This is a genomic window from Pseudoalteromonas qingdaonensis (assembly GCF_038739665.1).
In the GTDB taxonomy this organism is placed as follows: domain Bacteria; phylum Pseudomonadota; class Gammaproteobacteria; order Enterobacterales; family Alteromonadaceae; genus Pseudoalteromonas; species Pseudoalteromonas qingdaonensis.
The window spans coordinates 228,082-248,999 of record NZ_JBCGCU010000003.1; the positions used below are offsets into that span (position 1 = coordinate 228,082).

Consider the following 20,918-nt stretch of genomic DNA (forward strand, 5'->3'; position numbering starts at 1 on the left):
TCAACTTTAACAAAGAGCTAGACATGCAAATTGTGATTCTAAAAGACGCTGCTGCGGTTGCTCACTATGGCAGTGAGCTGTTTGCGGCGCAGTTAAAAAAGCAGCCAGCCTCGGTATTGGGTTTAGCGACCGGTTCAACGCCTGTGGCCTTGTATCAAAACCTGATCAAGCTAAACCAGCAAGGGGACATAAGCTTTGCTCAGGCGCAAAGTTTTAACCTCGATGAATACCTGGGCTTGCCCGGTGAACATCCGCAAAGTTACCGCTACTTTATGAATCAGCAGTTGTTTGCTCATATTGATATAGATATTAACAACACTCATGTGCCGCCAGGCAATGCGGACGATCCCATTGCGGCCTGCGAGCAGTACGAGCGGCAAATAGCCGAAGCGGGCGGGATTGACTTGCAACTACTTGGTATAGGTCGCAACGGCCATATTGGTTTTAATGAACCTTCTTCTGGCTTGACCTCGCGTACCCGAGTAAAAACCCTGACCAAGGAAACCATCGCCGATAATGCGCGTTTCTTTGGGGAAGGCGAATACCAGCCTCACTTATCCATCACCATGGGCATAGGCACCATATTGGATGCCAAGAAGGTGGTGTTATTGGCAACAGGCGAGAGCAAGGCTGCGGCCATTGCCGCCACGGTCGAAGGGCCACTCAGTGCCGCTTGCCCGGCATCGGCGCTGCAAATGCATCAAAATGCCGTGCTGGTGATAGATGAAGCAGCAGCAAGTAAGTTGGCGGATGTGGATTTTTACAAACATATTGAAGCCGAAAACCAAAAGCTGTTAAAGCGCCTTGGCAAAAGATAACTTCTTCATTAGCTAGATTAAAAAGCCCTAATGTAGGGTCTGTTTATCTTTGCGGTTTACTTTATGTTCAAGCTAAACGCAGTCTGGTGAATATAATCACTGATTTATGTGGTTAAATTCATCCATGAAGCTTGGTTACATCGCGCATCCATGCGCTCACCTCGCTAAGCTGCGAAGCATTGCTTCGGTCTTGCTCGTCTATGTAAGTAGCGAGCAACAAAGAGCAGGAGACGTTTAGGTGAACCCATGGGGCAGCGCTTGTGATGCATTTTTACTACGTTATCGCCTGCTTCTGTAGAGCGATTACACCACACATGCTCTGCCTTGTATAAATACCTAACAAGCTGCTGCAGAAAAAAACAGCAAAGGTCAACAGACCCTTATTTTTGTCGCTGTCGATGGGCCGCAATTATGCTAGGGTAGAGGCATTAGATTTTTTGGCCCGTGTTTATAGTTAGATGTTGCAGTACACCCAGTTGCCTTTAGACCGTCACTCCAGTGACCGCAAAGACCCAAATTGGCTTATTAACAAGCGCCAAGGTGGGCGTTATGTGCTTATTAATAACGACCATAATTTGTTTATCCCAGACTCTCCTATCGCTGCTTTTGCCGACTACCAAGCCGTAAAAGCCTTTGATGTGGATAATGCCATCTACCTGGGCGAGCACAAACGGCAGCATTACTTCGCACTGGATGTTAGCGTGCCTCTGGCCGAAGAGAAGCAGTTCGCAGGTTATGAATTCGTTGATATCCGCAAATACGGGCCAGTGGTTGATGCTCATGATGCGGCCATTTTAGTGCTGGCCCGAGGTCTGTGCCACTGGCATAAAACCCATAAGTTTTGTGGTCGCTGTGGCACCCAAAACTTTATTGCAGAAGCCGGTCATGCGCGTAAATGCAGCAACAAAGACTGCCGTCATTTAACCTTCCCAAGAACCGATCCTGCAGTGATCATGCTGGTTCATTATCCCTTTAGCGATGGCATTGAACGCTGCTTATTGGGCCGCCAGGCGAGTTGGCCCCAAGGTGTTTACTCAACCTTGGCTGGTTTTGTGGACCCGGGCGAAACCTTAGAGGCCGCAGTGGCTCGTGAGGTGATGGAAGAGGCGGGAGTGGCTGTTGAAAACCCCAGGTATATTGCCTCTCAACCTTGGCCTTTTCCAAGCTCTTTAATGCTGGGTTATATGGCCAAAGCAAAAAGCACAGATATATTTATCGACCAGGACGAAATAAGTGAGGCGAGATGGTTTTCCCGTCAAGAGTTACAGGAATTTGATAACTGGGGGGACGAGGGCGAGCATTTTAAATTGCCTCGTAAAGACTCCATTTCACGATTTTTAATCGACTCTTGGATAGCACAGAATGAGGACCAGGAATGAAGAAAGAAACCCAACTGATCGCTGCAGGGCGCAGTAAAAAGTACACCCAAGGGGTAGTGAACCCGGTATTGCAGCGGGCATCAACCGTGGTATTCGACAGCGTGGCCGAATTTAAAGAAGCGGCTAAAAATCGTGGAAATCGTGCTTTATTCTACGGCCGTCGCGGCACCAATACCCATTTTGCCCTGCAAGAAGCCATTGCCGAGCTTGAAGGCGGCGCTGGTTGTGCCCTTTACCCAAGCGGTGCGGCGGCCATTGCCAATACCCTGTTGTCATTTGTGAAGGCCGGGGATCATATCCTGATGATGGATACCGCTTATGAGCCGACCCGTGATTTTTGCGATAAGGTACTGAGCGGATTGGGCGTGAGCACTACTTATTACGACCCCATGATAGGCGCAGGCATAAGTGAGCTTATTCAGGACAACACCCGAGTGCTGTTTATGGAGTCTCCCGGCTCCATCACCATGGAGGTGCAGGATGTGCCGGCACTGGTTAAGGTGGCCAAAGACCATGGTTTAATTACCATGCTCGATAATACGTACGGCAATGGCCTGCAGTTTCGTCCCTTAGATCACGGTGTTGATATCAGTATCCAGGCGGCAACCAAGTATATCGTCGGCCACAGTGATGTGATGATGGGTGTCAGCGTTGCCAACGAGCAGCATTGGCCAACCTTGCGTGAGCAGTCTTACCTGCTTGGTCAGTGCTGCAGTGCCGACGATGCCTATATGGCGCTGCGCGGTTTGCGCACCATGGCAGTGCGTTTGGCACAGCATGAGCAGGCGGCGCTAACTGTGGCGAATTGGATAAGCAAGCACCCGCTGGTTGACCATGTACGTCACCCCGCCTTGCCAACGTGCCCTGGGCATGAGCACTTTAAGCGTGATTTTCACGGCAGCAATGGTTTGTTTTCTGTTGTGATGAAAGAGGGCAACCAGGCAGCGCTGGATGCCTTGGTTGAGGCCTTGCATCACTTTAAAATGGGCTTTTCCTGGGGCGGCTATGAGAGTTTGATCACCACAGGCCTTACCATGGCACCGCTGCGCAGCGTAACCGGTTGGGCGCACGGGCCAATTATTCGTCTGCATATTGGTTTAGAGAATGTGGATGACCTGATTGAGGATCTGAGTCAGGGCCTTGATGTGTATGCTAAGGTTTGTGCTCAGGCTTAGTCATTGGCCGTAAAGTCAACTGAAACATCTTTTTACAAGCGCTCATACTTTTGAGCGCTTTTTTCATTTATAGTGGTAAACAATTAATAATAATAAGGATAACGCCATGGACCCTGTGCGTATCGGCAAGCTGATGCAGTTTGAGCTGGCACGGCATTTTTTAACTAAGAAAGCCTGGCTGGCACTGTTGGCCTTTGCCCTGGTGTGGCTGATGATTTATCGCTATGGTGTGTATGAAGCGGTGAATATTCTCGCTCAACCTGAGTTTGAGCAGTTTATTTTAGCCGTGTTTGGTAACCTGGGCCTGCAAAGCCTGTTATATTGGCCCGACGCCGAGATGGCGGTGTATTGCCTAATCGCCTTACTTACCTTTCCACCCTTTATTATTTACTTGTGTAGCGATCAGTTTGTTAGCGATCGTGAGCGCGGCACACTGCGTTTTATTGCGCTGCGCGCCACACGCCTGGAAATTGTGCTGGGACGCTTTTTCGGCCACACTTTAAGTACCGCATTTTTAATTGCCATTAGCCTGTGCGGGGCGCTTATTTTGGTGGCGCTGCGTGATATCAGTATTCTTCCACAAGCGCTTTGGCATGCTTTGCAGTTTGAACTCCTGCTACTGGTTAATTTACTGCCTTTTATTGCTTTGATGTCTCTACTTAATACAGTGGCGCGCTCATCGAGAATGGCACTGATTTACGTGATCTTGCTCTACAGCTTGGGCTTGCTGATCTTATCCATACTGCAGGTGAAACTGGGCGTGCCTATGGTGCTGGATTATTTGTTCCCCGGCGAGCCCCTCGACCAAATTGCCACCTTACGTCCACCTTTAATGAGCGCGGTATTGTGGCCGCTGGTGCAATCGGGGCTCTTTTTAGGGCTTGGCTTTTATAAATTTCAGCGAGGCAGTCTATGAGTTTGTTAATAGAAGCCAAGGGCGTTAGCCATTTCTTCGGTGCCAAGCAAGCGCTGAAAGACGTGAATATTGAATTGACTGCGGGTAAGCCCATTGCCCTGGTCGGCCCTAACGGCGCCGGTAAAACCACCTTATTCAGTTTAATCTGCGGCTACTTGCAACCGAGCCGGGGTGAGCTGCGCGTGCTTGGTCATAAGCCGGGCAGTGCCGCCTTGTTTGGTCAGCTTGCGGCCTTGCCCCAGGATGCCTTGCTAAGCCCGGACTTTAGTGTTGGCGAGCAATTAAATCTGTTTGCGCGATTGCAAGGATTTAGCCGCGCCGAGGCGCGCAGCGAATGTGAGCGGGTATTGGAGCTAGTGAGTCTGTCCGAGACCCTCAATAACCGCCCTAACGAATTGTCACACGGCATGAAAAAACGTATTTGTATTGCACAGGCGCTGATCGGCTCGCCTAAACTAGTGATGCTGGATGAGGCCACCGCCGGGCTTGATCCGGTCAATGCCAGGGCCATTCGTGAGCTGGTGAGTATGCACAGTGATCACACCACCTTTGTGCTCAGCTCCCACGATTTATCCGAGCTTGAACGCTTATGTGACCGCGTCTTATATTTACGCCAGGGGCAATTGGCAACCCACGAGCTTAATCAAGGCGGCGCGCAGCTGAGGTATCTTACCCTGCAATTGCTAGAGCAAGATGCGCAGGTGGTAGAGCGACTAAAAACCCTTGAACGGGTGATTGAGGTAAGTAATAGTCAAAGTAACGAATTTGTGATCGGCTACGAACATCAAGCCGACTCCGAGGCCATGGATATTCAGGTGTTAAGATTATGTCATCAACAAGGGTGGCAGTATCGAGCGCTGGTTAATGGTCACACTCTTGAAAATCAACTATTTGCAACAGGAGCCTAATATGGGACTTTTAAGCGGACTAATGGGTAATGCCAGTGAAGTGGACGGCGAGGAGCTGGAATCCCTGCTGGATGAAATTCTTGCCCCGGGAGAGAATCTGGAAAAGGCCTATAAGGTGATCCGCGATTTATTCCTGTTTACCAACAAGCGCTTAATCTTGGTGGATAAACAAGGTATGACTGGGTCAAAAATGGAAGTGCTGAGTATTCCTTACGGTAAAATTACTAAATTCAGCAAAGAAAGCGCCGGTCATTTTGATATGGATGCGGAGCTGAAAATCTGGATAGGCTCGGATAAGGAGCCACTGACGAAAAACTTTAAGGCTGGTGACAACATTAATGAGGTTTATCGAATATTGTCACGCTACGCTTTGTAAGAATTTGTACCTATATCTAACAATCCCTAACATTTAATTAAAACAATCAAATAGTTAGTTAAGTTATAATTCAGTTCAGCAGCGCTAGAGTGGCGCTGCTTTATTTAGATATAGGGAATTTATTATGAAAAAACTAACTGTTGCCATCGCATCTGTTCTTTTCTCAGGCGCTGCATTCGCTCAGTCTTATCAGTCGATCACTGATCTTGAATACGTTAACTTCGACTCTGATGACTTTGTTTCTTTAAGCTCTAAGTACTATTTCGCGCCTAAGCAAGTACTTGGCCCGCTGGATCAGTTTGAATACATCAACAAAACCACCAATGTATATGGCGGTATCGCAGACAGCGATTTTGCCACTAACTATAACCTTGGCGGTGAATACTTCATCAATAACTTTGTTGTTGGCGCGTCTTACAACACCACAGATTTTGACGATGCTGGTGATGTTGATGGCTACACACTAAGCCTAGGTTACCTGGTAAACGACAACCTATTGTTCAAGGTTGACCGTGTTGATTATGAGCACGCCGATGAAGTTTACTTCTTCTCTGGTCAATATAACCACGCGCTAAACGCTACCGATTACATTGGTTTCACAGCGAAAGTGGACGATGAGTTCGATCACCGTGAAGTAAGTGCTAAATACTTTAAAGATTTACAGCACGGTAACTACCTAACGGTTGAAGGGACATTTATCGATATTGAAGATGGAGATAGCTACTGGGAGCTTGGCTCTAGCTACTACTTCAGCAAAGCAACTTCGGCATTCGTTGAGTTTGATGAAGAAGATAACTACGGTTTTGGTGCTAAGCACTTCTTCACTACTAACTTTGCTGTGACTGCTGGTTATGGTAATAACTGGGATGACTCAGACCTAGATCAGTACTACCTAAAAGCCACGGCGCAGTTCTAATCTGCTCTGATTTTAGGAATAAAAAAAGCCGCGATATTCGCGGCTTTTTGCTATTTACTTGAGCTTATTACCAGCCGCACTGACGGCCTTTGTTTTGCTCATCAAGGTAAGCTTGAAGCGGGGCAAAGTAATCCAGGATGGCGGTGGCGTCCATTTCTTCTTTACCCGTCACGCTGGCCAGGGCTTCTTGCCATGGGCGGCTTGAACCCATCTCTAGCATGGCATTAAGTTTTTCACCGGCTTCTTTTGAGTTGTATACCGAACAGCGATGGATCGCTTCTTCGTTACCTGCGATTTCACACAGACTACGGTGGAAGTCGAACTGCAGAATATGCGCTAGGAAATAACGAGTGTACGGCGTGTTGCCTGGTACATGGTATTTGGCACCGGGATCAAAGTCGGCTTCTGAGCGAGCGATAGGCGCTTGCACACCTTGGTATTTCTCGCGCAGATCCCACCAGGCCTGGTTATAGTTCTCAGGAGTAATTTCACCTGAGAATACCTGCCAGCGCCATTGGTCAACAAGCAGACCAAAAGGAATAAAGGCTACTTTATCCAATGCCATCTTCATTAGCAGGCCGATGTCTTTTGACTCATCCGGCACTTCATCAAGCAGGCCGATTTCTTTTAGGTAAGCCGGAGTCACAGACAGGGCTATGGTGTCGCCAATGGCCTCGTGGAAACCATCGTTGGCGCTTTCCTGATAATAAAGCGGCTGCGTGTTGTAGGCACGCTGGTAGAAGTTGTGGCCCAGTTCGTGGTGAATAACAGAGAACTCTTCACCGGTGCGCTGAATACACATCTTAATGCGCAAGTCGTCCTTGCTATCGATGTTCCAGGCCGAGGCATGACATTGCACATCACGGTCCTGTGGTTTAATGAATAGCGAGCGCTCGTAGAAGGTTTGCGGCAGCGGTGCAAAGCCCATTGAAGTGAAGAACTTCTCGGCGCCTTTTACCATTTTGATCTCGTCATAGTTGTGCTTGGCAAGCAGCTCGGTAACATCATAACCAGGATCGGCATTTTCTGGGGCGACTACATCATAGATGTTACCCCAGCTTTGTGCCCACATATTACCTAGCAGGTGAGCTGGGATGGGTTGATCTTGTGGTACCTTGTCTTCACCGTACTTTTCGCCCAGTTTGGCGCGCACATGGCAGTGCAGTGAATCATATAAAGGTTTTACCTGGCCCCAGATGCGATCCAGCTCTTTGCCGAAGTCATCGGCTGGCATATCGTATTTGCTGCGCCACATGGCGCCGGTGTCGGCATAACCCAACTCCTGTGCACCTTCATTGGTAAGCGCTACTTGTTGCTCGTAAAGCGGGCGCATGGGTTTAGATACCTGGCGCCAGCCCTGCCATAAATCCAGTAGTTCATTGTAATCACGGCTGGTGGCCATGGTGGCGGTCATCTCGCCCAGGCTTAAGCAGGTACCGTCTTCTTTACAATATTTGCCTTTACCGTATAAACCACCTAACTCGGCAACCAGCTGAGAAAGTTTGGCGGTTTTCTCGGCGTCCTGAGGGGCAGGTAGGGTTAGGGCAAGTTTAAGCTTGTCGAGCTTGCGGCGGGCATCATAATCAAGCTCTAGGCTGTCAAACTTGGCCGCTTCATTGGCAAGGCGCACTACGGTTTCGGTCATCTTGCGGTTTACTTCGGCAGAAAGCTCGGCGGTATCATGAGTAATAAAGTTGGCGTAAATCCACTCGGCACGGCTTGACTCAAGGTAAAGGGCGGCAAGGTCTTGTTCGGTTTTATCTAAGAAACGCTGAGCATCGGCAGCACTTAACTGAGTTTGAGTAACACCTTGTTGTTTTGGTTCTGCGGTGTTGGCGTCAGAGCAGGCACTTAGGCCTAGCGCCGCGCAGACAACCAAGGCGCTTAGGCTTGGTTTAAATGGCAAATTAGTCATGAAGATTCCTCTTGTTGTTAGATCCGGGTTTTATAATCCGGCAAAAGCCACAGAATAATAGCAGTGCGCTGCGAGTTGGTATATGCAGATGTCGCAAATGATTGTAAATCTTGATAGTTCGTCCATACTGAGGGCTAAGATGCAGCATCAAGGAACAAAGCAATGAGTTGGTTATTTATCCTTATTTTGGTCGCCATTATTGTGGTGTTTGGGGTGCGTGATATTCGTATGAATATCATTACCCGTCCGGTTTTTAAATGGTTCAAAAAAGCGCTGCCGCCGCTGTCACAAACCGAGCGCGATGCCATGGAGGCGGGGGATATCTGGTGGGATGGCGAGCTTTTTCGTGGTAATCCCAACTGGCATACCCTGCATCAATATGCCACCACCACATTAAGTAGCGAAGAGCGTGAGTTTATCGACAACCAGGTGGCTAACCTGTGCGCTATGCTTGATGACGATGAAATCACCCGAAATCAGGATTTAAGTGAGCCGGTATGGCAATACCTTAAAGACCAAGGCTTTTTTGCTTTGATCATTCCCAAAGAGCACGGCGGTCATGAATTCTCCGCTTTAGCAAACTCTACCATAGTGGCGAAAATTGCCACCAAGAGCTTAAGTGCGGCGGTGACCGTGATGGTGCCCAATAGCTTGGGCCCGGCAGAGCTATTACTGCACTATGGCACTTTGGAGCAGCAAAGCCACTGGCTTCCTAAGCTGGCCAAGGGTGAAGAGCTACCTTGCTTTGCCTTGACCGCGCCGGATGCAGGCTCGGATGCCGGTGCTATCCCAGATACGGGTATTGTTTGTAAAGGTGAATACCAAGGCGAGGAAGTGCTTGGCCTGAGATTAAACTGGTCAAAACGCTATATTACCCTGGCGCCTAAGGCTACTGTATTAGGGCTGGCATTTAAGATGTTCGACCCAGATGGTCTGTTAGGGCACACCAAGAATATCGGCATCACCTGCGCCCTGATCCCCACGGATCATCCTGGGGTGAAAACGGGTATGCGCCATAAGCCCATGAATATGGGATTCCTTAACGGCACCACCACGGGGGAAGATGTGTTTATTCCTCTGGATTGGATTATCGGCGGTGAAGTGCAAGCCGGTAACGGCTGGCGCATGTTGGTTGAGTGTTTATCTGCGGGGCGGGGCATTTCCCTGCCGGCACTGAGCACCGCAACCGGGCATTTAAGTGCCCGCACCAGTGGTGCCTACGCGGCGCTGCGCCAGCAATTTGGTGTGGCCATAGGCGAGTTTGAAGGAGTACAGGAGGCCCTAGCACGTATCGGCGGCCTAACCTATCAACTTGAGGCCACTCGAGTGTTAACCGCCACGGCCATAGATCAAAAGCTGAGTCCATCGGTGATCACCGCCATTGCCAAATACCATATGACGGAAATGGGTCGCCAGGTGATCAATGATGCGCTGGATATTCATGCCGGTAAGGGCATTCAAATGGGGCCATCGAATTACTTGGCTCACTGCTATATGGGCACGCCAGTTTCTATCACAGTTGAGGGCGCGAATATTCTCACTCGCAACCTGATGATATTCGGTCAGGGCGCCATTCGCTGTCACCCTTATGTGCTTGATGAAATGGCGGCCGCCGCACACGAGGATGGCGAAAAAGGGGTGAAGGAGTTTGATCCTCTCTTATGTCAGCATATTCTCTACAGCGCCAGCAATGGCGCCATGGCCTTTGTGCATGCTCTGACTTGTAGCTACTTTGCCCGCACTCCCGTGGGAGGCGCTACAGCGCAGTATTATCGTTATCTTGGCCGTTTCTCGCGGGCGCTGGCGTTTTGCTCTGACATTGCCATGTTACGCTTTGGCGGCGAGTTAAAGCGCAAAGAAATGTTGTCGGCTCGTTTGGGCGATGTATTAAGTCACCTTTATCTAGCTTCCGCTGTATTAAAGCGCTTTGAAGATGAAGGGCACCAACATGCCGACCTGCCTTTTGTGCAATATTCGCTAGAGCGTAGCCTGTATCTGTGTGCCAAGGCCTTTGATGAGTTTATTGCCAATGTTGGCGGTTTAGCACTGCGAAGCCTGTTACGCTTAGTGGTATTCCCTTTGGGCAATCATTTTAAAATGCCTAAAGATGAGGTTGCCAAAGCCGTGGCCAAGCATATGACTCAGGTGGGTGTGGTACGCGAGCGTTTAACCCACTTGTGTGTGGTGGATGAAAACAACGGCACCGGCGTGCTTGAGGAAGCACTTGAGGCTCAGCACCAAGCAGCATCCGCTTATAAATCACTTAATAAACTTAAACGTGAAAAAGAAATTCGCGGGTTAACTGTGTCCGAGCTGATTGAGGATGCAAAAGAAAAAGAGAAGATCGGCGAGGAAGAATATGATTTGCTGATTAAGGCTGAGGAGTTAAGGCAACAAGTGATAGCCGTTAATGTTTTTGACGCCGATGAGTTTGCATAGCAGCAATAGATGCTAAAAGGGCCGAAAGGCCCTTTTTTAATGTCCGGCTTTGGTCTAGGGCTTTGCCTTAGCGGCCGTAGGGATCGGGGACAACTTCTGTCACCATCCAGGACATGCCATTTCTGCTTAACTTGACGGTGCGCATATCGTCGACCTTTTTGCCCTGAAAATCACCGGTGAAGACTAGGTTGATGGTCGCACTCTTACCATATTGCTCACGCACGCTCATATCGGTGCGATCGAGTTCGATATTAACATGATCAAATTGCATGTTGAGTACGCTGCGGGTGAATTGATCGGCACTGCCGTAGGCATACATGATACGGGTGAGTTTAGGTGAAGCATGCTCGCTGGCCTGCTCTAAACTGTTGTGATTAAAAAGAGCAAAGAAATATTGGCTGGCCACATAACCAGGAGAGTTAGGGTCGCCGGTAATTTTGTCTTCTTGCCCGCAAGCACTTAAAAGTACCAAGAGTGAGGCGAAAATAATGTGCTTCATAGGCAGTGATGATATTAATAAAAACTAAACGAAAGTGTGAAGTGCAGGGGTTCACAAGTAAAGAAAAAGGCGCCTAAGCACCTTTAAATTACGAATAAAGAACCAGGAACTGAATTATTGTACCAATTCCTGATCGCTGAACTCATCAGCGAATAGGGCACTTGATAGATAACGCTCAGCTGAGCTAGGTAAGATAACTACAATGTTCTTACCCGCGTTTTCTGGGCGCTCGGCGATACGTTTGGCAGCGACCACAGCGGCACCGGATGAAATACCCGCAAGGATACCTTCACGTTTCATCAGCTCATGGGCCATCTCCATGGACTCTTCATTACTGATCAGCTCAACGCCATCAAGCAATTCTAAATCCAGGTTGCCAGGAATAAAGCCGGCACCTATGCCCTGAATTTTATGTGGACCAGGCTTAACTTCTTCACCGGCCATGGTTTGGCTGATCACGGGTGAGTCGCTTGGCTCAACGGCGATGGCTTTTACATCCAAGCCTTTTTCTTGTTTCAAATAGCGGCTAACACCTGTGATGGTGCCGCCTGTGCCCACACCGGCAACAAAGAAGTCAACTTTGCCATCTAGGGCATCATAGATTTCCGGGCCCGTGGTTTCGAAGTGAATCTTAGGGTTAGCCGGGTTTTCAAACTGTTGTAATAAAATATATTTTTCAGGGTTACTATCGCGAATTTCTTTGGCCTTCTCGATAGCGCCTTTCATACCCTTGGCACCGTCGGTAAGTACCAGGTTGGCACCCAATGCTTTAAGTAGTTTACGACGCTCTAAGCTCATGGTGTTGGGCATGGTTAAAGTCAGCTTATAGCCACGAGATGCAGCAACAAAGGCCAAGGCGATGCCAGTATTACCTGAGGTCGGCTCGATCAACTCTTTGCCTTCGGTTAATTCGCCAGATTTTTCGGCTTCCCAAATCATGGACGCACCGATGCGGCATTTAACACTAAAGCTCGGGTTACGTGCTTCGACTTTGGCGTAAACATTGCCAGAGGTGACGCGGTTAAGTTTAACTAACGGGGTGTTTCCAATTGAAAGCGAATTATCTTCGTAAATCTTTGACATATTCAGTACCTAGCTAAATGTGACCGTATATTCGGTAATGCCTTCACTTTACTCTTTGAAGCGCAAAACTAAAGGAAAGATTGGCTATATGATATAGCTAATCGGTTATAACGCCAGGGTATAAAAACAAAGTTTGATATACCTGATATTCTAATTTTATTCGTTCTTCCTTACCAGAAGGTGAAATAATTTTGGCGCATGCTAAGGCGTTTTGCCACTTGCCTCTATACAGAGCCGGTATGCAAATAAGGCAGCAGTTTGTTCAATCCTTATTCATCCGATGTGTGATTGAGCGGATTTATGCGTACATAAGTGTTAAAAGATGGTAAAACATCGGTATTGTTAAATTAGATTCTAATATTATGAAGCTTATTGTTAAATTGATAGCCGGCATCCTGTTGGGGATAGTAATAGGTGCCTTTGCTCCTGAGTGGGTTGCACGAGTGTTGTACAGCATGAAAGCCCTGATCGGTGAGCTGATTGGTTTTACCATTCCTTTGATCATCCTGTTTTACATCTGTTCGGGTATTGCCGGGCTGCCTCGTGGGGCCAATCACTTGCTGGGTAAAACCGTTGGTTTTGCCTATGGTTCAACGGTTATCGCCGGCACCTTGGCAACTTTAGTGATGATTTGGGCGGCGCCACACCTAAGCGGCAGTATCAGTTTTTCCGGCTCAGAAGAGAGTGCACTAAAAAGCTTTATTGATATTCAAATCCCACCCTTGATGGGTGTAATGACGGCCTTAGCCACCGCCTTTACCTTTGGTATTGCTATTAGCCAGCGTCAATTAACCGAGTTGCAAACCGTAGTTGACCAAGGTCGTGAGGTGATCGATGCCTTATTGGCCAAGGTGATCATTCCGGCGTTGCCTTTTTACATTGCTGGCGTGTTTGCGGATATGACGGTGGCCGGAACCGTGGCCTCGACCTTACAAACCTTTGCCGTGGTATTGGCCATTGCCTTGGTGATGCACTGGTTATGGCTAACCGTGCTGTATGTGGGCACGGGTATTTTGCTTGGTCGCTCACCGCTAGAACTAATTAAAAACATGTTGCCGGCGTATTTTACCGCCTTGGGTACCATGTCCAGTGCGGCCACTATTCCTGTGTCCTTGCAGGCAAGTAAAAACAATGGTGTAAAAGAGAATATTGCCAACTTCAGCGTGCCCCTGTGTGCCACCATTCACCTTTCTGGCTCGACTATTACCATAGTGACCTGTGCCATGGCGGTGATGGCTTTATCGCCGAGCATGAGCGTTGGTAGTTTAACCGAGATGCTGCCCTTTGTGTTTATGCTTGGTATAGTGATGATAGCGGCGCCTGGCGCTCCAGGTGGCGCTGTGATGTCGGCATTGGGTCTACTAACTAGCATGTTGGGCTTTAATGATGCGGCAATTGCGCTTATGATCGCCTTATATTTAGCTCAAGACAGTTTTGGTACCGCTTGTAATGTGACTGGTGATGGCATCATAGCATTGTGGGTCGACCGTTTTTCTGTTAAAACAGAGGCTTGAGTAAGCTGTTTATAGGTACGCTCGGGTAAAAAGGAAGCACCTGAGCGTAACTAAAGAGGGTGATCCCGTTGATTAATGTATTGCTTGTTGATGATCATGAACTGGTACGTACCGGAATTAAACGTATTCTTGACGATGTTCGTGGCTTTAAGGTGATAGGCGAAGCTAAAACCGGTGAAGAAGCGGTGCAGTTTTGCCGTCAAACCGAGCCGGATATCGTCTTGATGGATATGAATATGCCAGGTATTGGTGGCTTGGAAGCGACCAAGAAGATCTGCCGATATTGTCCCGATGTAAAGGTCATAGTATTGACCGTGCACTGTGAAGATCCTTTCCCCAGCAAAGTGATGCAAATAGGTGCTCATGGCTATCTCACTAAAGGCGCTGGCTCGGAAGAAATGATCCAAGCCATTCGCTCCGTGAATGCCGGGCAGCGCTACATTGCCCCGGAAATCGCCCAGCAGATAGCTTTGGCAAAGTTTAGTGGTCGTGCCGATGAGAGCCCATTCCAGACCCTGTCCGATCGTGAGCTGCAAATTATGCTGATGATCACTAAGGGTGATAAGGCGCAAAACATTGCCGAGCAGCTGAATCTGAGCTCGAAAACCGTCAACAGTTACCGTTATCGAATTTTCGAAAAGCTTGCGGTAAACGGCGATGTAGAGCTGACACACTTGGCTATCCGCCATAAAATGATCGATATTGATAGCGATCACTGATCAAACCTTATGACCTTTGCTGCTGACCAGTTTCTTAAAACGGTCTCTGAAGAACCCGGCGTATACCGTATGCTCGACAAAGAAGAGCAGGTGATATACGTCGGTAAAGCTAAAAATCTAAAAAAACGCCTTTCCAGTTATTTTCGTAAAACCGGTTTAGACACTAAGACACAGGTCTTGGTAAGTAATATCTGTGATATCCAGGTCACTCTGACTAACACCGAAACCGAGGCCTTGCTGCTTGAAAATAACCTGATCAAAAAGTATCAGCCGCGTTATAACATTCTGCTGCGTGACGATAAGTCTTACCCTTATATTCTGTTGACTAAGCACCAGCACCCTCGTTTAGCTTTCCACCGTGGCGCCCGTAAAATTCAGGGCGAATATTTTGGTCCTTTTCCCAGTAGCAGCGCGGTGTCCGATAGCTTACGGCTAATGCAAAAGTTGTTTCCGGTGCGTCAGTGCGAGGATAGTTACTATAAAGCCCGCAGTCGTCCTTGTTTGCAATATCAGTTAAAACGCTGCAGTGCCCCTTGTGTGGGCAAGGTCAGTGATGAAGATTACGATGCTCAGGTAAACTTTGTGCGCAAGTTTTTGGGCGGCAAATCCCAAGAGGTGATCGCCGAGCTGGTAGCAAAAATGGAGCAGGCCAGTGAGGAGCTAGCGTTTGAGAAGGCGGCCAAGTATCGCGACCAAATTCAGCTGCTGCGTAAGGTGCAGGAGCAGCAATCGGTATCGGGTAAGCATGCCGAGCTCGATGCTATAGGTTATTACTCACATAATGGTTTGATAGCCATTCATATTCTTATGGTGCGCGATCATAAGGTGCTGGGCAGCAAAACTCTGTTTCCCAAGGTACCTAAAAACAGCAGTGACGATGAAGTGCTCACCTCTTTTATTGCTCAATATTACTGCACGCCAGGAGCCACTGGACGCATCGCCAAGGAGCTGATCTTACCCTTTGCCATTGACGAGCAAAAGGAGCTGGCAGCGGCCATGAGTGAGCTAAAATCGGCAGCGGTTAAGCTGGTGACGGTGCAAAGGGGAGAGCGTGCCCAATACCTGCAACTGGCCAATAAAAATGCCCGCAGTAGCCTGGAGGTGAAACAAAGCACCCAGGATTCCATCAATAAGCGCTATGCGCTGTTAAAAGATGCGTTGAATCTAGATGATATCAGCCGCATGGAATGCTTCGATATCAGCCATACCATGGGGGAGAACACGGTCGCCTCTTGTGTGGTGTTTGACGCCCAAGGGCCAAATAAGTCCCAATATCGGCGTTTTAATGTAACCGACATCACCCCAGGAGATGATTATGCGGCCATGGCGTTTGCCTTGAAAAAGCGTTATTCCAAGCTGGTGGATGAAACTAAAATTCCCGATGTGATTTTTATTGACGGTGGTAAAGGGCAGTTAAATCAGGCGGTTGAATTTTTTAGTGATTGGCCCTTTGATAAAGAGCCATTATTGGTTGGTGTAGCCAAAGGCACCAGCCGAAAACCGGGCCTGGAAACCTTGTTAATTGATGCCGGGCGTAAAACCGTGAATTTAAGTAGTGACTCGCCGGCGCTGCATCTGATCCAGCATATACGGGATGAGTCTCACCGTTTTGCCATTGCCGGGCATCGCAATAAGCGTCAGAAACAGCGTAACCGCTCGGTGCTTGAAGAGATCAGTGGCGTGGGCCAAAAACGACGCCAGGCGCTGCTCAAATACCTAGGAGGAATGCAGGGAGTTAAGAATGCAACAAGGGAGCAGTTGAGCCAAGCTCCAGGGATCAGTCAGGCCATGGCTGAAAAGATATTTAACCATTTGCATGACAAGGCATAGCCCTTCGTGCGAATATTAATAAAAAGAAGACGCTGCTAGTAGTTATGTGGAACATTCCCAATACGTTAACAACTTTTAGGTTGTGCCTTATTCCAATTTTTTTAGTTATTTTTTATTTACCTTACCAATGGGCGTTTTTCGCAGCGGCATTTGTATTTTGGTTGGCGTCGATCACAGATATTCTCGATGGCTATCTGGCGCGACGCTTAAATCAGTCCACTCCCTTTGGTGCCTTTTTAGACCCTGTAGCCGATAAGGTCATGGTCAGTGTCGCTTTGGTGTTACTGGTTAGTCATTATCAGAGTTTATGGATGACGGTACCGGCGATCATTATCGTTTCTCGGGAAATTGTTATTTCCGCATTGCGCGAATGGATGGCCGAGCAGGGCAAACGGGGTCAAGTGGCCGTATCCCAATTAGGGAAAATTAAAACTGCTGCTCAGATGTTGGCCATTATCGGCTTGATTTGGCAGTTCCAGCCTTGGATGGTGACGTTAAGCTATGTGTTGTTATACATTGCGACCTTGTTGACCTTTGGTTCTATGGTGCAATATTTAATGGCTGCACGTCAGAGTTTGCTGTCCAATAACGGCTAAATGTATAATTACACACCGTTTTAGATAAAAATTAAGCAAACGATTCAAAACTGATATTTTTTGTATTGACGCGTTTAATAATCTCTGTAGAATGCGTCGGTGTTGAGAGGGCGCTAGCCCAATCAAAGTAAACGAAAAGCCATGCTTTTCGGGCAGTGAGAAGCTCTCACTGTAGGATGCGAGTATAGCTCAGCTGGTAGAGCGCAACCTTGCCAAGGTTGAGGTCACGAGTTCGAACCTCGTTACTCGCTCCAAACTTTGATGGCGGAATGGCAGAGTGGCCATGCAGCGGATTGCAAATCCGTCCACCTCGGTTCGACTCCGGGTTCCGCCTCCATTTTCTCAACATTTCCACATGCGCAAGCAACCCGATGCCCGGGTGGTGGAATTGGTAGACACAAGGGATTTAAAATCCCTCGCTGGTAACAGCGTGCCGGTTCAAGTCCGGCCCCGGGCACCATTTAAACACTATTGTGTTTTCGGAATTGTGATAAAGGCAGTCAAGCCGTTTTCACTACGGAACGCGAGTATAGCTCAGCTGGTAGAGCGCGACCTTGCCAAGGTCGAGGTCACGAGTTCGAACCTCGTTACTCGCTCCAATTTCCTTCGCTTCGTATGTATGACTCTTGAGTCGACCATCCGCCCGGGTGGTGGAATTGGTAGACACAAGGGATTTAAAATCCCTCGCTGGTAACAGCGTGCCGGTTCAAGTCCGGCCCCGGGCACCATTTGACTGCTTAGTCAAAATGGCAGTAGTGAGGGCAACCTCATTTGGAACGCGAGTATAGCTCAGCTGGTAGAGCGCGACCTTGCCAAGGTCGAGGTCACGAGTTCGAACCTCGTTACTCGCTCCAATTTCCTTTATTCTCTTGCTACAATCAATTCAATATGGCGGAATGGCAGAGTGGCCATGCAGCGGATTGCAAATCCGTCCACCTCGGTTCGACTCCGGGTTCCGCCTCCATCTATAGCAATTTTATTAAAGCTCTTATCATTATTGCGAGCTAAATAACTCACTTACATCGTTAAAAATTACATATGTGGAACCACTACACAGTGAAATTTTCCCCTTGTTATTGGGCCATTTATCTGACGCCATAATAGATCATCTATTTAATGCAATTGGTATTACTTTTTCTCTCCTTTATTTTCAAATAACCCCTTTAATAATTCCATGGGCAATGGAAAGGCGATAGTTGAGTTTTTCTCGCCGGCAATTTCCGCCGGCAATTTCCGCCGGCAATTTCCGTTAATGTCTGCAGGTACCTTAGTAAGATGGCGTTGGGCTCTTTTGATAGTTTTTCAGCCGCCTCAATCAGTTTCTCTGAGGCTTCCATTTCCCCTGAGGCGTGAATTACCTTGGCTCTACGTGTATGCTCGGCCTCGGCTTGCTTGGCAATGGCCCGAATCATGGTTTCATTAAGGTCGACGTGTTTAATTTCGACATTGGCCACATTTATTCCCCAGCCGTCGGTGCGGGCACCTAAGATCTCCTGGATATCGGCGTTCAGCATATCTCGATTCGTCAGCATTTCATCCAGTTCATGTTGCCCCAGTACAGATCTTAAGGTTGTCTGCGCCAGCTCGGAGGTGGCTTGAGAAAGTTTTCCATATTAATAATGGCTTTTTGCTCGTAGATACAAAATTAAATAACAAAAAAGGCCGCAAGTGCGGCCTTCATTATTACTCCCAAATTCCCGGGGGTAAGTCCTTATCCAGCTTTTTATGGTCACGACGATTAAAAGTGGGTACGTCTCCGGCCTTAAGTTGTCTGCGATAGTCTTTAGCTAGCCAGATCACCACGCCTGAAAGCATAAACAATGCGATAACATTGACGATAGCCATCATTCCCATGGAAATATCAGCAAGTGTCCACACCAGCTTAATTTCACCGAGCGAGCCAAACATAACCATGGCGAGCACCAATAAGCGGAAGATCAACATGCCTTTTTGGTGGTTGTGTTCCAAAAACAGCAGGTTGGTTTCAGCATAAGAGTAGTTAGCTACGATAGAGGTAAAGGCAAAGAATAAAATAGCGATGGCGATAAAGGTTGAGCCCCATTCACCAACATGTGTCACTAATGCCTGTTGGGTTAAGGCAATGCCGGTTAGGCCAGAGCCAGGTTCCAGTTGACCCGATAATAAAATCAGCGCCGCCGTGGCACTACAGATCACTAAGGTATCAATAAATACGCCAAGCATTTGCACATAACCCTGAGAGGCCGGGTGAGGCGGGTTAGGTGTGGCGGTTGCAGCGGCGTTGGCAGCACTACCCATACCTGCTTCATTTGAAAACAGGCCGCGCTTTATGCCTTGTATCATAGCCTGCATAACCCCATAACCAATGGCGCCGGCACCCGCTTGCTCAATACCGAAAGCATGGTCAATGATCAGCATAAATACGCCGGGCAATTGCTCCGCATTGGCCGCACATACATATATAGCTAAAAGAAGATAAGCAATGGCCATAAAGGGCACCACGATTTCGGCAAAGCGGGCAATGGTTTTAAGGCCGCCGAAAATAATAAAGCCGGAGCCAATCACCAGGGCTATGCCAACGGCATACTTGGGAATACCAAAAGCGACATTAAAGGCGGCGGCAATGGAGTTAGACTGTACGGCATTAAAGACCAAGCCAAAAGCTAGGATCAGACAGAGTGAAAATAGTACTCCCATCCAGCGCTTACCTAGACCAAGCTCCATATAATAAGCAGGGCCACCACGGAAGTTACCTTCTTCATCTTTTATTTTGTAGGCCTGGGCCAGGGTGCTTTCAGCGAAACTGGTGGCCATACCTATTAGCGCGATAAGCCACATCCAGAAAATCGCGCCAGGACCACCTAGGTATAAGGCAACGGCAACGCCGGCCATATTACCGGTACCAACACGAGCGGCTAATGAAGTACAGAAAGCCTGGAAGGATGAGATACCGCCTTTGGCACCTTCACGGCTAGCAAACATGACTTTAAAAGAGTACCCAAAGTCTCGAAATTGAATAAAGCCCAAACGAACAGTGAAAAATACACCTGCAGCAATTAGCAGATAGATAAGTACATGCCCCCAAATAAGGCCGCTAATAGCGTTAGCGATTTCGGTCATAACAAGAGTACCTTTGAACGAGTAAAAAAATTGAGGCGCAATCTAGCATATAGACGAGCAAACTTTTAGTGCCTTGGTACATAAGATAGCTAATTCATTTGGTTATCCACAGGAATTTGTGAATAACAAGTGGGTAGGGTGTAGCTAAGTAAGGGGGTGAAATCTTTTTGTCATTTTCTTTAAAAAAGGGCTTGCGTCAAAATCGAATCTCCCTATAATGCGCATCCACCGACACGGAGCACAACGCTGAAAAGCAATGAGCAAAGTGGTTGGGAAAGTTAAACGGAAAAGTTACTACTCTTTGAGAAAAAGAAAATTAAATTTTCTAGTTGACTTTAAATCAGGAATGCTTAATATACGCAGCCCTGACGCGATGAAGATGAAGAGTCATCGCAACGTTCTTTAAAAATATGAAGCAATCATCTGTGTGGGCACTCGTACAGATTGAGTTCTAACAGCAGATTCTAGTTCGCTAGATGATGCAAAAAATTTAGAGTCTCAAATGAAGTGAGTGACCAACAGCAACAAGTTTACTTGTTGCAGCACAGTCAATTCGATATCGAAAGATATCATCACAGTATTCATTGAGCACGAAACTTAGGTTTCAAAAAAAAACTTTTAATTGAAGAGTTTGATCATGGCTCAGATTGAACGCTGGCGGCAGGCCTAACACATGCAAGTCGAGCGGTAACATTTCTAGCTTGCTAGAAGATGACGAGCGGCGGACGGGTGAGTA

Annotated in this window: 16 protein-coding genes, 7 tRNA genes, 1 rRNA gene and 1 pseudogene; 20 read left to right on the top strand and 5 right to left on the bottom strand. The window is 47.9% G+C overall.

Annotated elements, in window-relative coordinates:
- Positions 1 to 23 precede the first annotated feature (23 nt).
- The 7 genes from nagB to WCN91_RS04770 all read left to right on the top strand — a co-directional run bounded on the left by nagB (position 24) and on the right by WCN91_RS04770 (position 6,488).
- Complete coding sequence (gene nagB / locus WCN91_RS04740) at positions 24 to 818, top strand: glucosamine-6-phosphate deaminase (protein WP_342676789.1); 795 nt, start codon at positions 24 to 26, stop codon at positions 816 to 818.
- Positions 819 to 1,276: 458 nt separating this feature from the next.
- A complete protein-coding gene (nudC, locus tag WCN91_RS04745; RefSeq protein WP_342676791.1) occupies positions 1,277 to 2,197 on the top strand; it encodes an NAD(+) diphosphatase in 921 nt (306 codons plus the stop codon).
- The gene (locus tag WCN91_RS04750; RefSeq protein WP_342676793.1) at positions 2,194 to 3,372 is read left to right on the top strand and encodes a cystathionine beta-lyase; all 1,179 of its coding nucleotides are present in this window, start codon (positions 2,194 to 2,196) and stop codon (positions 3,370 to 3,372) included. Before nudC ends, WCN91_RS04750 begins: the two co-directional genes overlap by 4 nt.
- A 106-nt stretch (positions 3,373 to 3,478) precedes the next feature.
- A complete protein-coding gene (locus tag WCN91_RS04755; RefSeq protein ID WP_342676795.1) occupies positions 3,479 to 4,288 on the top strand; it encodes an ABC transporter permease subunit in 810 nt (269 codons plus the stop codon).
- Complete coding sequence (locus WCN91_RS04760; protein WP_342676797.1) at positions 4,285 to 5,196, top strand: ABC transporter ATP-binding protein; 912 nt, start codon at positions 4,285 to 4,287, stop codon at positions 5,194 to 5,196. The genes WCN91_RS04755 and WCN91_RS04760 overlap by 4 nt, the downstream gene beginning before the upstream one ends.
- 1 nt (position 5,197) lies before the next feature.
- Positions 5,198 to 5,572 carry a PH domain-containing protein gene (locus WCN91_RS04765; protein WP_342676799.1) on the top strand — a complete coding sequence of 125 codons (375 nt, stop codon included), beginning with the start codon at positions 5,198 to 5,200 and terminating at the stop codon, positions 5,570 to 5,572.
- Positions 5,573 to 5,696: 124 nt separating this feature from the next.
- Complete coding sequence (locus WCN91_RS04770) at positions 5,697 to 6,488, top strand: putative porin (protein WP_342676801.1); 792 nt, start codon at positions 5,697 to 5,699, stop codon at positions 6,486 to 6,488.
- Positions 6,489 to 6,555: 67 nt separating this feature from the next.
- On the opposite strand, the gene WCN91_RS04775 is transcribed toward WCN91_RS04770, so the two are convergent.
- Entirely contained in the window at positions 6,556 to 8,403 is a 1,848-nt protein-coding gene (locus tag WCN91_RS04775) for a M2 family metallopeptidase (protein WP_342676803.1), read from the bottom strand.
- A gap of 162 nt (positions 8,404 to 8,565) precedes the next feature.
- On the opposite strand from WCN91_RS04775, the gene WCN91_RS04780 reads away from it, so the two are divergent.
- Positions 8,566 to 10,842 (top strand): acyl-CoA dehydrogenase, encoded by a 2,277-nt coding sequence (locus WCN91_RS04780; RefSeq protein ID WP_342676805.1) that lies wholly within the window; start codon positions 8,566 to 8,568, stop codon positions 10,840 to 10,842.
- 67 nt (positions 10,843 to 10,909) lie between these two features.
- Here the strand turns inward: WCN91_RS04780 and WCN91_RS04785 are convergent, their stop codons facing one another.
- Positions 10,910 to 11,341 (bottom strand): hypothetical protein, encoded by a 432-nt coding sequence (locus WCN91_RS04785; protein ID WP_342676807.1) that lies wholly within the window; start codon positions 11,339 to 11,341, stop codon positions 10,910 to 10,912.
- Between the two features lie 114 nt (positions 11,342 to 11,455).
- Positions 11,456 to 12,424 carry a cysteine synthase A gene (gene cysK, locus WCN91_RS04790; RefSeq protein WP_342676809.1) on the bottom strand — a complete coding sequence of 323 codons (969 nt, stop codon included), beginning with the start codon at positions 12,422 to 12,424 and terminating at the stop codon, positions 11,456 to 11,458.
- Positions 12,425 to 12,786: 362 nt separating this feature from the next.
- On the opposite strand from cysK, the gene WCN91_RS04795 reads away from it, so the two are divergent.
- The 11 genes from WCN91_RS04795 to WCN91_RS04845 all read left to right on the top strand — a co-directional run bounded on the left by WCN91_RS04795 (position 12,787) and on the right by WCN91_RS04845 (position 18,047).
- Positions 12,787 to 13,938 carry a dicarboxylate/amino acid:cation symporter gene (locus WCN91_RS04795; RefSeq protein WP_342676811.1) on the top strand — a complete coding sequence of 384 codons (1,152 nt, stop codon included), beginning with the start codon at positions 12,787 to 12,789 and terminating at the stop codon, positions 13,936 to 13,938.
- Between the two features lie 68 nt (positions 13,939 to 14,006).
- Positions 14,007 to 14,657, top strand: a complete 651-nt coding sequence (gene uvrY, locus WCN91_RS04800; RefSeq protein ID WP_342676813.1) for a UvrY/SirA/GacA family response regulator transcription factor — start codon at positions 14,007 to 14,009, stop codon at positions 14,655 to 14,657.
- 9 nt (positions 14,658 to 14,666) lie between these two features.
- Positions 14,667 to 16,487, top strand: a complete 1,821-nt coding sequence (gene uvrC, locus WCN91_RS04805) for an excinuclease ABC subunit UvrC (protein WP_342676815.1) — start codon at positions 14,667 to 14,669, stop codon at positions 16,485 to 16,487.
- 44 nt (positions 16,488 to 16,531) lie between these two features.
- On the top strand, positions 16,532 to 17,083 hold the full coding sequence (gene pgsA, locus WCN91_RS04810; protein ID WP_342676817.1) for a CDP-diacylglycerol--glycerol-3-phosphate 3-phosphatidyltransferase: 552 nt from the start codon (positions 16,532 to 16,534) through the stop codon (positions 17,081 to 17,083).
- 178 nt (positions 17,084 to 17,261) lie between these two features.
- A tRNA-Gly gene (locus tag WCN91_RS04815) sits at positions 17,262 to 17,337 on the top strand.
- A gap of 9 nt (positions 17,338 to 17,346) precedes the next feature.
- Positions 17,347 to 17,420 (top strand) — tRNA-Cys (locus WCN91_RS04820).
- A 36-nt stretch (positions 17,421 to 17,456) separates the two neighbouring features.
- Positions 17,457 to 17,543, top strand: a tRNA-Leu gene (locus tag WCN91_RS04825).
- Between the two features lie 63 nt (positions 17,544 to 17,606).
- Positions 17,607 to 17,682 (top strand) — tRNA-Gly (locus WCN91_RS04830).
- Positions 17,683 to 17,724: 42 nt separating this feature from the next.
- A tRNA-Leu gene (locus tag WCN91_RS04835) sits at positions 17,725 to 17,811 on the top strand.
- Between the two features lie 50 nt (positions 17,812 to 17,861).
- A tRNA-Gly gene (locus WCN91_RS04840) sits at positions 17,862 to 17,937 on the top strand.
- A 36-nt stretch (positions 17,938 to 17,973) separates the two neighbouring features.
- Positions 17,974 to 18,047: transfer RNA gene (locus WCN91_RS04845), tRNA-Cys, on the top strand.
- A gap of 164 nt (positions 18,048 to 18,211) precedes the next feature.
- Here the strand turns inward: WCN91_RS04845 and WCN91_RS04850 are convergent.
- Positions 18,212 to 18,713: pseudogene (locus tag WCN91_RS04850) on the bottom strand (SPFH domain-containing protein); the annotation flags it as partial.
- 53 nt (positions 18,714 to 18,766) lie between these two features.
- A complete protein-coding gene (locus WCN91_RS04855; protein WP_342676819.1) occupies positions 18,767 to 20,182 on the bottom strand; it encodes an alanine/glycine:cation symporter family protein in 1,416 nt (471 codons plus the stop codon).
- 619 nt (positions 20,183 to 20,801) lie between these two features.
- Between WCN91_RS04855 and WCN91_RS04860 the strand changes: the two genes are divergently transcribed.
- Positions 20,802 to 20,918: ribosomal RNA gene (locus WCN91_RS04860) — 16S ribosomal RNA — on the top strand; the annotation flags it as partial.

Coding starts and splice junctions, on each gene's coding strand:
- cysK (WP_342676809.1), bottom strand. CDS start 12,424: ATGTCAAAGATTTACGAAGATAATTCGCTTTCAATTGGAAACACCCCG.
- WCN91_RS04785 (WP_342676807.1), bottom strand. CDS start 11,341: ATGAAGCACATTATTTTCGCCTCACTCTTGGTACTTTTAAGTGCTTGC.
- uvrC (WP_342676815.1), top strand. CDS start 14,667: ATGACCTTTGCTGCTGACCAGTTTCTTAAAACGGTCTCTGAAGAACCC.
- nudC (WP_342676791.1), top strand. CDS start 1,277: ATGTTGCAGTACACCCAGTTGCCTTTAGACCGTCACTCCAGTGACCGC.
- WCN91_RS04795 (WP_342676811.1), top strand. CDS start 12,787: ATGAAGCTTATTGTTAAATTGATAGCCGGCATCCTGTTGGGGATAGTA.
- WCN91_RS04750 (WP_342676793.1), top strand. CDS start 2,194: ATGAAGAAAGAAACCCAACTGATCGCTGCAGGGCGCAGTAAAAAGTAC.
- WCN91_RS04755 (WP_342676795.1), top strand. CDS start 3,479: ATGGACCCTGTGCGTATCGGCAAGCTGATGCAGTTTGAGCTGGCACGG.
- WCN91_RS04770 (WP_342676801.1), top strand. CDS start 5,697: ATGAAAAAACTAACTGTTGCCATCGCATCTGTTCTTTTCTCAGGCGCT.
- WCN91_RS04780 (WP_342676805.1), top strand. CDS start 8,566: ATGAGTTGGTTATTTATCCTTATTTTGGTCGCCATTATTGTGGTGTTT.
- WCN91_RS04855 (WP_342676819.1), bottom strand. CDS start 20,182: ATGACCGAAATCGCTAACGCTATTAGCGGCCTTATTTGGGGGCATGTA.
- WCN91_RS04760 (WP_342676797.1), top strand. CDS start 4,285: ATGAGTTTGTTAATAGAAGCCAAGGGCGTTAGCCATTTCTTCGGTGCC.
- nagB (WP_342676789.1), top strand. CDS start 24: ATGCAAATTGTGATTCTAAAAGACGCTGCTGCGGTTGCTCACTATGGC.
- pgsA (WP_342676817.1), top strand. CDS start 16,532: ATGTGGAACATTCCCAATACGTTAACAACTTTTAGGTTGTGCCTTATT.
- WCN91_RS04775 (WP_342676803.1), bottom strand. CDS start 8,403: ATGACTAATTTGCCATTTAAACCAAGCCTAAGCGCCTTGGTTGTCTGC.
- WCN91_RS04765 (WP_342676799.1), top strand. CDS start 5,198: ATGGGACTTTTAAGCGGACTAATGGGTAATGCCAGTGAAGTGGACGGC.